This window comes from Streptomyces sp. MI02-7b (genome assembly GCF_033793585.1).
GTDB lineage: Bacteria > Actinomycetota > Actinomycetes > Streptomycetales > Streptomycetaceae > Actinacidiphila.
This window is the reverse complement of the sequence record NZ_JARAWX010000010.1, coordinates 272,326-282,929: the sequence shown is the minus strand read 5'-3', so window position 1 is coordinate 282,929 and position 10,604 is coordinate 272,326. Positions and strand designations below refer to the sequence as shown.

Here is a 10,604-nt window from a genome sequence, read left to right as displayed (position 1 = left end):
TATCTGGCGTTGACTTTTGGCACGCTGTTGAGTTCTCAAGGAACGGAAGCTTCCTTCGAGACCGTTTCACCGGCCCCTCCGGGCTTTCCCTTCGTTGTCTCCAGCTTAGCAGATCCGATTTCCTTCTCTGCCACCCTCTGGAGGGGGTTTCGCCTTGGCGTTTCCGCCCCGGCGCATTCACTACGTTAGCGGATTCCCTCGCGCTTTGCGAATTCATCCGATTCTCCGATTCGGACGCACGAAAATGCATCCGAATCTTCGGAGAGGGATCGTCGTAGTGAGTGGCCGCCGATCGCAGGATCCGGACGAACCGGACGCACCGTCTCAAGCGGCTTGGGCTACGTTACGCAGGAGCGGCGGCAGAGTCAAGCTCCACCGCCGCTCAAACGTCGAAAACCGGAAAACCAGCCGACGCGGTGTCAGCCGGCGACCACCTCGACCGCCGCGAGGCTCTTCTTGCCGCGGCGCAGGACGAGCCAGCGTCCGTGCAGCAGGTCGCCGGCCCCCGGGGCCGCGTCCTCGTCGGTCACCTTGGTGTTGTTCACGTAGGCGCCGCCCTCGCGGATGGTGCGGCGAGCCGCGGACTTGCTGGCGACGAGCTCGACCTCGGCGAAGAGGTCGGCGACCGGTGCCAGCCCGGACACCGTGGCACGCGGCAGTTCGCCGAGCGCCGCGGCGAGCGTGCGCTCGTCGAGTTCGCCGAGTTCGCCTTGGCCGAAAAGAGCCTTGGAAGCGGCGACGACCGCGGCGCACTGCTCGGCGCCGTGGACCAGGGTGGTGAGCTCCTCGGCCAGGGCGCGCTGGGCCGCGCGGGCCTGCGGGCGTTCCTCGGTCTGCCGCTCCAGCTCCTCGATCTCCTCCTGCGACCGGAAGCTGAAGATGCGCAGGAACTTGGACACGTCGCGGTCGTCCGCGTTGAGCCAGAACTGGTAGAAGGCGTACGGCGTCGTCATGTCGGGGTCGAGCCACACGGTGCCCGACTCCGTCTTGCCGAACTTGGTGCCGTCGGCCTTGGTGATCAAAGGGGTGGCGAGGGCGTGCACGGAGGTGCCCTCGACGCGGCCGATCAGGTCGATGCCGGCGGTGAGGTTGCCCCACTGGTCGCTGCCACCGGTCTGCAGGGTGCAGCCGTAGCGGCGGTGCAGCTCCAGGAAGTCCATGCCCTGCAGGATCTGGTAGCTGAACTCGGTGTAGCTGATGCCCGCCTCGGAGTTCAGCCGGCGGGCGACCGCCTCCTTGGCGATCATCTTGTTGACCCGGAAGTACTTGCCCACGTCGCGGAGGAACTCGATGGCCGACAGGCCCGCGGTCCAGTCGAGGTTGTTGACCATCACGGCGGCGTTGGGGCCCTCGAAGGAGAGGAAGGGCTCGATCTGGGCGCGGATCCGCTCGACCCACCCGGCGACGACGTCCGCGTCGTTCAGCGTCCGCTCGGCGGTGGGCTTGGGGTCACCGATGAGTCCGGTGGCGCCGCCGACGAGGGCGAGCGGCCGGTTGCCGGCGAGCTGGAGCCGCCGGATGGTGAGGATCTGCACCAGGTTGCCGAGGTGGAGGCTGGGCGCCGTCGGGTCGAAGCCGCAATAGACCGTGACCGGGCCGTCCGTGAACGCCTTGCGCAATGCGTCCTCGTCGGTGGAAACGGCGATCAGCCCTCGCCACCGCAGCTCGTCGACGATGTCCGTCACGGTTCTCGTGTCTCCCTGGAGTCGGTCGGTGCCTCGTACCCGTTGCGTACGGAGTCTTACCGAGACTACGCGTTCGGCTCGACTCCTTTTGCGCCTCCCTGGGCGCGGCGGCGCGGTGCGTGGGCCCGGTACGGGCTGACCGTGGGGTCCCCGTCGATGTAGAAGCGCCAGGGGTGGGCCGCTCCTTCGCCGCCGACGCCGGTGCGCGGGCCGTTGCGCACGGCCGCGCGGTCGACGGGGGTGCCGGCCAGGATGCGGAAGGGGGAGTCAGCGGGACCGTCCGGGCAGACGTCGGCGCCGTTGAGTGTGCGGTCGACGTCCAGGGCGGTGGCCAGGCGGGCGGGTCCCTGGGCGAGGTCGTGGGGGCGCCGGGAGCTGACCCGGCGGGTGCGGGCGAGCTCGGCTCCCTCGATGATCTCGCCGCCGCGCAGCAGGATCCCGCTGGGGTTGCCGCCGGGGCCGCAGACGATGTTCAGGCAGTGCCACATGCCGTAGGTGAAGTAGACGTAGGCGTGACCGGGTGGTCCGAACATCACGGCGTTGCGGTCGGTGCGTCCCCGGTAGGCGTGGGAACCGGGGTCGGCGGGGCCCGCGTACGCCTCGACCTCGGTGAGCCGCAGGGCGATGGGGCCGTCATCCGTCGTGCGTACCAGGACTCGCCCCAGGAGCTCGGGGGCGACCTCCAGCACCGGGCGGTCGAAGAAGGACCGGCGCAGGGGGATGCTTTCGGGAGCCGCGATCATGCGGTACGAGAGTAATGGAACCGTTCGGGGTGGGGCCGCGTTCGTAATGACCGAGGCAACCGCCAGTAAAGGGAGAGGGACATCGTGGGCTTCAAGAAGCTGCTTGCGAGCTTGGGTGCCGGGGGCGCGTCGGTCGAGACCGTGCTGGGCGAGCCGAATGTGGTGCCGGGTGGTGTGGTCCAGGGCGAGGTGCGCATCCAGGGCGGCTCGGTCCCTCAGCAGATCGAGGGGCTGTCGGTCGGCCTGCAGGCCCGTGTCGAGGTCGAGGGCCAGGACGCCGAGTACAAGCAGGACATCGAGTTCCACCGGCAGCGGCTGGGCGGCGCGTTCGAGGTGCAGCCGGGTGCGGTGCACGTGGTGCCGTTCGGGCTGGAGATCCCGTGGGAGACGCCCATCACCACCTTCCTCGGCCGTCACCTGACGGGGATGAACGTCGGTGTGACGACGGAGCTGGCGATCGCCCGCGCGGTGGACTCCGGTGACCTCGACCCGATCAACGTGCACCCGATCCCCGCGCAGCAGGCGCTCCTCGACGCGTTCGGCCGGCTGGGTTTCTCCTTCAAGAACGCGGACCTGGAGCGCGGGCACATTCGCGGTACCCGGCAGCGGCTGCCCTTCTACCAGGAGATCGAGTTCTTCGCGCCGCAGCAGTACCGCGGGCTGAGCCAGGTGGAGCTGAGCTTCGTCGCCGACGGCCACGAGATGGACGTCATCCTGGAGATGGACAAGAAGCCGGGTCTGTTCAGCGAGGGCAGCGACGCGTACCGCTCGTTCACCGTGGACCTCGACAACTTCCAGGCCACCGACTGGGCGGGGTACCTCAACCAGTGGCTGGCCGAGGTCGGCGGGAAGCGCAACTGGTTCTAGGATCGGCCGGGGACAGCGCTTTTCGCGACAGGAGGTAACCGTGGTGACCGAGCAGAAGCGGCGGCCGCTCCCCCATGACTTCCACCCGCCGGTGCCGTCGTTCACGGTCGTGAGCGACGACATCGAGCCGGGCGGCACCCTCAAGGACGACCAGGTCCACGCCGAGGGGAACATCTCGCCGCACCTGCGGTGGGAGGGCTTCCCCGAGGCGACCCGCAGCTTCGCGGTGACCTGTTACGACCCTGACGCGCCCACCGGCAGCGGCTTCTGGCACTGGGTGCTCTTCGACATCCCGGCGTCCGTCACGGAGCTGCCCGCCGGGGCCGGCAGCGAGGGCTTCAAGGGGCTGCCCGAGGGCGCGGTGCACGTCCGCAACGACTACGGCACCCGGGACTTCGGCGGGGCGGCCCCGCCGCCCGGGGACGGATCGCACCGTTACGTGTTCACGGTGTACGCGGTGGACCAGGAGAAGCTGGGCCCGGACGCCGACGTGTCGCCCGCGGTCGTCGGATTCAACCTGCGCTTCCACGCACTGGCCCGCGCCCATGTGATCGGCGAGTACGAGAACCCGGGGGCGTAGCCTCCCGCGGCCGGTAATTCCGTTGCGCCCCGGCGCTCCCGCACGCACAGTGGTGTCTGCCTGGTGACCAACCGTCACCGGGGGTCGGCACCGCAGTGGCGGGAGCGGCGGGGCGTTGCGCTGTGCGGTTCTCGCCGCGCGACATGCCAGCTGTTCGCCGGAGTCCGGTCATGCGCCCGGGCGTCCGCGCCGACTGCCGCGCCCCGGGCGCCCGCGTTCCCCACGGGGGGCGGGCGCCAGGGGTGGCGGGCAGTTGTCCGTTGGGTTTCCCGTTTCCTCCTGTTCGCTTTTACGTGCGGAAATTGCGTTGTCCGCACGGGTATGGCCCGGTCACAGTGGAGCCACTTCGCCACACGGCGAGGACGGACCAGAGGGGTGGGCGAAATGCGGGAGACGCTGGTACTGAACGCGACCTTCGAGCCGCTGTCGACGGTGTCGCTGCGGCGCGCGGTGGTGCTCGTGATGCAGGACAAGGCCGTGGTCGAGCAAGCCCACCCCGGGCTGCGCATCCGTGCCGCGGCCGTGGACGTGCCGGTGCCGCAGGTGATCCGGCTCTGCCGGTACGTACGGGTCCCCTTCCGACAACGGGCCGCCTGGTCGCGGCGGGGGGTGCTGGTGCGGGACCGTCACCGGTGCGCCTACTGCGGCCGGCGCGCGACGACCGTGGACCACGTGCTGCCGCGTTCGCGCGGAGGCGGGGACACCTGGCTGAACACCGTGGCGTCCTGCGCGGAGGACAACCACCGCAAGGCCGACCGTACGCCGGAGCAGGCGGGGATGCGGCTGCTGACGCTGCCGTTCGAGCCGACGCCGGCCGACGCGCTGCTGCTGGCACTGGGCCTGAAGGACCGTGAGGACGTACCGGAGTGGCTCGCGCTGCCGGCGTGACCGGGCCGCGCGGCGGTCGTCCGGCTACTTGACGAGCAGCTGGACGATCGCCGCGATGCCGACGACGACTATCACGCCGCGCAGTGCGGTCGGCGGCAGCCGGCGGCCGATGCGGGCGCCGATGACACCGCCGACGGCTGCGCCCGCGGCGATCAGGCCGACCGCGGCCCAGTCGAAGTCGGCGACGAAGAGGAAGAAGACGGCGGCGACGCCGTTCACGATCAGCGCGAGGACGTTCTTGACCGCGTTGATGCGCTGCCAGCTCTCGTCGAGCAGGACGCCCATGAGGGACAGGTATATGACGCCCTGGGCGGCGCCGAAGTAGCCCCCGTAGACGCTGGCGAGGAGCAGGCCGAGCGGGAGCAGCAGACCGCCGTGCTCGGGGGCGTGGGTGCCGTTGCCGGCCCTGCGGGCCTGGAGGGCGCGGGAGAGCCGGGGCTGTACGACGACGAGCACCAAGGCCAGGCCGATGAGGACCGGGACGATGGTGTCGAAGGCCGATGAGGGCAGTGCCAGCAGCAGTACGGCCCCGGTCAGTCCGCCGCACAGGGCGGCGGCGCCGAACCGGAGCAGGCGGTCCCGCTGGCCGCGCAGCTCGCGCCGGTAGCCGATGGCGCCGCTGAGGGATCCGGGGACCAGGCCCAGGGTGTTGGACACGTTGGCGGTGACGGGCGGCAGGCCGACGGCGAGCAGGACCGGGAAGGTGATCAGCGTTCCCGATCCCACGACGGTGTTGATCGTTCCGGCGGCGACGCCTGCCGCGAGGACGGCAAGGGCTTCCCAGAGCGACATCTGCGGCCTCCATGATCGGTGCGGCTCCTCCCCGCCGTCGAGGTCGAGGGGAGCGCACGGATCATGTCACAGGCGGGGCGGCGCGACGGACGGTGCTTCAGTCCTTGTCGAGCCGGGGGGTCTCGCGGCGGGGGCCGCCCTCGCCGTTGGTGCCGCCGCCGGCACCGGGGGCGCCGGGGAGGTTGACGATGCCGCCGAGGCCCTTGAGCGCGTCGTTGAGCTCGCTGGGGATGATCCAGAGTTTGTTGGACTCGCCCTCGGCGATCTTGGGCAGCATCTGCAGGTACTGATAGGCCAGCAGCTTCTGGTCGGGGTCGCCCTCGTGGATGGACTCGAAGACGGTGCGGATGGCCTGGGCCTCGCCCTCCGCCCGCAGGGCCGCGGCCTTGGACTCGCCCTCCGCGCGCAGGATCGCGGACTGCTTCTCGCCCTCGGCGGTGAGGATCTGGGACTGCCGGATGCCCTCGGCGGTGAGGATCGCGGCACGCTTGTCGCGGTCGGCGCGCATCTGCTTCTCCATCGAGTCCTGGATGGAGGTGGGCGGCTCGATCGCCTTCAGCTCGACGCGGTTGACGCGGATGCCCCACTTGCCGGTGGCCTCGTCCAGGACGCCGCGCAGGGCCGCGTTGATCTCCTCGCGCGAGGTCAGGGTCCGCTCCAGGTCCATGCCGCCGATGATGTTGCGCAGCGTGGTGACGGTGAGCTGCTCGATGGCCTGGATGTAGCTGGCGACCTCGTAGGTGGCGGCCCGCGCGTCGGTCACCTGGTAGTAGATGACCGTGTCGATGTTGACGACCAGGTTGTCCTGGGTGATCACCGGCTGCGGCGGGAAGGGCACGACCTGTTCGCGGAGGTCGATCCGGTTGCGGATGGTGTCGATGAACGGCACCACGATGTTGAGGCCGGCGCTCAGCGTCCGGGTGTAGCGCCCGAAGCGCTCCACGATCGCGGCACTGGCCTGCGGGATGACCTGGACCGTCTTGATGAGCGCGATGAAGACGAGCACCACCAGGATGATCAGGACGATGATGATCGGCTGCACGTCCACTCCCACGCCGTTTGCTGCTGACTGTCAGTACGAAGACATGATCAAGTCTGGCAGACCCCCGCGGGAGGCGGGCCGGGTTCGGCGAATTCCCGTTCCGGATCCGGTGCGGGGCTCGGGCCGGTTCAGATCACGACTGCCGTCGCGCCCTCGATCTCGACGACGTCCACACTCTCGCCCGGATCGAAGTGGCGGCCGGAGTCGAGGGCCCGGGCGGACCAGACTTCGCCGTTGAGCTTGATCCGGCCGCCCTGTCCGTCGACTCTTTCCAGGACGACGGCCTGGCGGCCCTTGAGCGCGTCGATGCCGCTGCGCAGCTCCGGTCGTTGCGCCCTGCTGCGGTTGGCCAGCGGACGCACCACGGCGATGCCGGCGACCGAGACGATCACGAAGATCAGCACCTGCGGTGTGATGCTCAGGCCGAGCCCTGCCGCGATGGCGGCGGCGACGGCCCCGACCGCGAACATCGCGAACTCGGGCATCGCGGTCACCACGAGCGGAATACCCAGCCCCACGGCGGCGATGAGCCACCACAACCAGTCGTCCACACCTCCATCGTAGGGCCCGGAGTGGATCTGTGACAGGGTGCGACGGCTCTCCCCCGAACCCGGTCCTACTTCAGGGGCAGGCCGTTGGCGCTCCAGCGGTCGCCGCGGCGCTCGACGACGAGCGGCAGGCCGAAGCAGAGGGACAGGTTGCGGGAGTTCAGCTCGGTCTCCATGGGGCCGGCCGCCACGACCCTGCCCTGACGGATCATCAGGACGTGGGTGAATCCGGGGGCGATCTCCTCGACATGGTGGGTGACCATGATCATCGAGGGTGCGATCGGGTCGCGCGCGAGCCGGCCGAGCCGGCGCACCAGGTCCTCGCGGCCGCCGAGGTCGAGACCGGCGGCCGGCTCGTCGAGGAGCAGCAGCTCGGGGTCGGTCATCATGGCGCGGGCGATCAGGGTGCGCTTGCGCTCGCCCTCCGAAAGCGTGCCGAACCTGCGATCGAGGTACTCGCTCATGCCGAGGCGGTCCAGGAAGGCGCGGGCCCGGTCCTCGTCGACCTGCTCGTAGCTCTCCTGCCAGTGGGCGGTCATCCCGTAGGCGGCGGTGAGCACGGTCTCCAGGACGGTCTGCCTGCGGGGCAGCTTCTCGGCCAGGGCGACGCCCGCGATGCCGATGCGGGGCCGCAGCTCGAAGACGTCGACGCCGCCCATCTTCTCGCCGAGGATCTGGACGGTGCCGGAGGTCGGGAAGAGGTAACTGGACGCGATGTTCAGCAGGGTCGTCTTGCCGGCGCCGTTCGGGCCGAGGATCACCCAGCGCTCGCCCTCGGCGACCGACCAGGAGACCTGGTCCACCAGAGCCCGGCCGTCTCGGACCACGGTTACGTCCACCAGCTCCAGAACATCGCTCATGAGCGCGTTGTCTCCCAATTCCCGATCGCGTGTCTGCCGTCGCGGGCGTCTTCAGGCACCGCCCCCAGGGAAATCTACGCCACGGCCGACCTGCCCCAGTCCTTAGGCTGGGGGGATGCTCGATGAACCTCGCTCAGGACGGTTGGCGGCTTGGGGGAATGCCCTGATTGCCGGACTTGCCGCACCGGACGACGCCGCTCAGGAAGTGATCGCGGGCGATTCGGCCCACCGGATGGCCGGGCTGCCCGGGGAGTCCGCCCCGGTGGGGCTCACTCTCGGCCTCGGCAGGCTGCGCGCCCTGGGGGTGACCGGGCTGCGTGTCGCGCTGCCGGTGCCGGGCCACCCGCTGGGGCTGAGCGGGCCCCCGGAGTTCAACGCCCGCGCGATGGCGGCCGGGGAGGCGGTCGTCGCGGTGGGCGGTCCCCCGATCGGCTTCGTGCCGGAGGTCACAGAGGTCGGCCCGCGCGGGGACGTGCACGTGGGGGTGGAGTGGCAGTGCCTGGAGGTGCGGGACGCGCCGCCGGCCGACGTGCCCTCCCTGGGGGAGGCCGAGAGGGAGCTCGCCGAGGCCCTGCGGGACGCCACGGCGGCGCTGGCCCGGCTGGACGTGGCCGGAGCCGGTCCGGCGGCCCAGGCGGCGCTGGAGGCCTACCGGGCGCGTGCCGAGCGCGGACGTGAGGTACTGGCGCCGGGCTATCCGCCGCGGGCGGTTCGGGTGCTGGAGCTGGCACAGCGGGTCGGCGCGCTGGTGGCCATCGCCACCGCCGCGCAGTCGGAGCACGGCGGGGCGGTGAGCGCCTCGGAGATCGCGGCGCGGGCGGAGCTGCTCCGGCCGGTGGAACGCACGGCGCGGCGGGCGCAGGTGGCTGCCTACAACGCGTACGTGGAGGAGAGCGAGCGCCGCCGGGGCTGAGGCGACCGGGTCGCGCCTCGGGCCGCGGACCCGCCGGAGCGGTACGCGAAGGGCCCCGTGGACGAGGTCGTCCACGGGGCCCTTTCGGTGTCAGTCGTTGAAGCAGACGTTCCCGATCGCCGGGTTCAGCAGCCCGATGACGTCGATGGTGTTGCCGCAGATGTTGACCGGGATGTTCACCGGCACCTGGATCACGTTGCCGGACAGCACGCCGGGCGAGCCGACGGCCGCGCCGCCCGCGTGGGAGCCGGCGAACGCGGTGCCGGCGGTGCCGGCGGCGGCCGTACCGGCGGCGGCGATGACGAGGGCGGCCTTCTTGGCGCTGTTCATGAGAGCTGTTCCTCCTGTGATGACGCGGTCCCAGGTCGCGGGGCCGCACTGTGGGAACGCCGTTGCCGGGGCGGTGACACGGGCCCACCGTCGGAAACCTCCGTACGGCGGAACTCATGGGCGGGAACAGTCAGGAACGGGCGCAAATGAACGGAAAATGGGACCGGCCCCGGAGGTGGTCCCCCGGGGCCGGCGGTCACTGCCGGACCGCGGCATTGCCGCGGTCACATGGTCACTTGTTCAGGCAGAAGTTCCCGATGGCCGGGTTGAGCACGCCGATCACGCTGATGGTGTTGCCGCAGACGTTGACGGGGATGTGCACCGGCACCTGGATCGTGTTGCCCGAGACCACGCCGGGCGAGCCCTTCGCGTAACCGCCGGCGTGGGCACCACCACCGGTGTGAGCGGAGGCGGCACCGGCTCCGACCAGGGCGATGCTTCCGGCGACCATGGTGACGGCGGCGACCTTGTGCAGGTTCTTCACTTTCTTGACCCTCCTTGCATGTGGTGCCGCGGCAGTCGCCGCAGCACGCCATGAAGAACGGGGCAGACGGGCCCAGGTTGCGCCATCCGGGCGACATACACCCGACGGTATGAATCTCAGTCCGGTGCGCGACGATCGGCTTGTCCTACCGATAAGGCGGTGCCGGCCTGCGGCCCGCCGAGGCAGTGCGGGCCGGGGCCGCCCGTTCACGTCCCGATGCCGTGCCGGACGGCCCACAGGGCCGCCTGGGTGCGGTCGGACAGGTCGAGCTTCATCAGGATGTTGGAGACGTGGGTCTTGACCGTCTTCTCCGAGAGCACCAGCGCGCGGGCGATCTCCCGGTTGGAACGGCCCTCGGCGATCAGCGACAGCACCTCGCGCTCCCGCTCGGTGAGCGTGCCGCCGCGGCCCTGCCCGGAGGCCGGCTCCTCCTGGGAGAGCAGCACGTCGGCGACCTCCGGCTGCAGCAGCACGTGCCCGGCGTGGACGGAGCGGATGGCACCCGCCAGGGCGTCGGGGTCCACGTCCTTGTAGACGTAGCCGGCCGCGCCGGCACGCAGGGCGGGGACGACCGTGCGCTGCTCGGTGAAGCTGGTGACCACCAGCACCCGCGCCCTGCTGCCCGCCTCGCGCAGGCGGCGCAGTGCCTCGATCCCGTCGGTGCCCGGCATCCTGATGTCCATCAGGATCACGTCCGGCGCGAGCTCCTCGGCGCGCCGCACACCCTCGTCGCCGTCCGCCGCCTCGCCGACGACCTCGATGTCCGGCTGCACTTCCAGGAACGTCCGCAGGCCCCGCCTGACGACCTGGTGGTCGTCCACCACCAGCACTCGGATCGCCCGTCCCTCCGTCGCCTCCAGGCCCTCCCCGAG

General features: G+C 70.6%; 14 protein-coding genes. 5 read left to right on the top strand and 9 right to left on the bottom strand.

The features are described from left to right. On the top strand, positions 1-189 hold a 189-nt coding region (locus PV364_RS19265; protein WP_319661306.1), incomplete at its 5' end, for a hypothetical protein. Between the two features lie 230 nt (positions 190-419). Here PV364_RS19265 and tyrS read toward each other — a convergent pair. Further along, positions 420-1,685, bottom strand: coding sequence for a tyrosine--tRNA ligase (tyrS, locus tag PV364_RS19260; protein ID WP_319661305.1), 1,266 nt, complete (start codon positions 1,683-1,685; stop codon positions 420-422). 65 nt (positions 1,686-1,750) lie between these two features. Next, on the bottom strand, positions 1,751-2,428 hold the full coding sequence (locus tag PV364_RS19255) for a DNA-3-methyladenine glycosylase (protein ID WP_319661304.1): 678 nt from the start codon (positions 2,426-2,428) through the stop codon (positions 1,751-1,753). Positions 2,429-2,512: 84 nt separating this feature from the next. On the opposite strand from PV364_RS19255, the gene PV364_RS19250 reads away from it, so the two are divergent. The 3 genes from PV364_RS19250 to PV364_RS19240 all read left to right on the top strand — a co-directional run bounded on the left by PV364_RS19250 (position 2,513) and on the right by PV364_RS19240 (position 4,763). Then, positions 2,513-3,295, top strand: a complete 783-nt coding sequence (locus PV364_RS19250) for a sporulation protein (RefSeq protein ID WP_319661303.1) — start codon at positions 2,513-2,515, stop codon at positions 3,293-3,295. 43 nt (positions 3,296-3,338) lie between these two features. Next, positions 3,339-3,875 carry a YbhB/YbcL family Raf kinase inhibitor-like protein gene (locus PV364_RS19245; RefSeq protein WP_319661319.1) on the top strand — a complete coding sequence of 179 codons (537 nt, stop codon included), beginning with the start codon at positions 3,339-3,341 and terminating at the stop codon, positions 3,873-3,875. Positions 3,876-4,259: 384 nt separating this feature from the next. Beyond that, the gene (locus tag PV364_RS19240) at positions 4,260-4,763 is read left to right on the top strand and encodes an HNH endonuclease (RefSeq protein WP_319661302.1); all 504 of its coding nucleotides are present in this window, start codon (positions 4,260-4,262) and stop codon (positions 4,761-4,763) included. A 24-nt stretch (positions 4,764-4,787) separates the two neighbouring features. On the opposite strand, the gene PV364_RS19235 is transcribed toward PV364_RS19240, so the two are convergent. From PV364_RS19235 to PV364_RS19220, 4 genes are all read right to left on the bottom strand, one after another. Next, on the bottom strand, positions 4,788-5,555 hold the full coding sequence (locus PV364_RS19235; protein WP_319661301.1) for a sulfite exporter TauE/SafE family protein: 768 nt from the start codon (positions 5,553-5,555) through the stop codon (positions 4,788-4,790). Between the two features lie 97 nt (positions 5,556-5,652). Further along, the gene (locus PV364_RS19230) at positions 5,653-6,597 is read right to left on the bottom strand and encodes an SPFH domain-containing protein (RefSeq protein ID WP_319661299.1); all 945 of its coding nucleotides are present in this window, start codon (positions 6,595-6,597) and stop codon (positions 5,653-5,655) included. A gap of 128 nt (positions 6,598-6,725) precedes the next feature. Beyond that, positions 6,726-7,136 carry an NfeD family protein gene (locus PV364_RS19225; protein ID WP_401974818.1) on the bottom strand — a complete coding sequence of 137 codons (411 nt, stop codon included), beginning with the start codon at positions 7,134-7,136 and terminating at the stop codon, positions 6,726-6,728. Between the two features lie 77 nt (positions 7,137-7,213). Then, a complete protein-coding gene (locus PV364_RS19220; protein ID WP_319661297.1) occupies positions 7,214-8,005 on the bottom strand; it encodes an ABC transporter ATP-binding protein in 792 nt (263 codons plus the stop codon). 115 nt (positions 8,006-8,120) lie between these two features. On the opposite strand from PV364_RS19220, the gene PV364_RS19215 reads away from it, so the two are divergent. Continuing rightward, positions 8,121-8,918: a hypothetical protein gene (locus PV364_RS19215; RefSeq protein ID WP_319661296.1), complete on the top strand. Its 798-nt coding sequence runs from the start codon at positions 8,121-8,123 to the stop codon at positions 8,916-8,918. A 90-nt stretch (positions 8,919-9,008) separates the two neighbouring features. On the opposite strand, the gene PV364_RS19210 is transcribed toward PV364_RS19215, so the two are convergent. From PV364_RS19210 to PV364_RS19200, 3 genes are all read right to left on the bottom strand, one after another. Then, positions 9,009-9,248, bottom strand: a complete 240-nt coding sequence (locus tag PV364_RS19210) for a chaplin (protein WP_319661295.1) — start codon at positions 9,246-9,248, stop codon at positions 9,009-9,011. A 232-nt stretch (positions 9,249-9,480) separates the two neighbouring features. After that, the gene (locus PV364_RS19205) at positions 9,481-9,732 is read right to left on the bottom strand and encodes a chaplin (RefSeq protein WP_319661294.1); all 252 of its coding nucleotides are present in this window, start codon (positions 9,730-9,732) and stop codon (positions 9,481-9,483) included. A gap of 206 nt (positions 9,733-9,938) precedes the next feature. Further along, positions 9,939-10,592 carry a response regulator transcription factor gene (locus PV364_RS19200; protein ID WP_319661317.1) on the bottom strand — a complete coding sequence of 218 codons (654 nt, stop codon included), beginning with the start codon at positions 10,590-10,592 and terminating at the stop codon, positions 9,939-9,941. Positions 10,593-10,604: the final 12 nt, after the last annotated feature.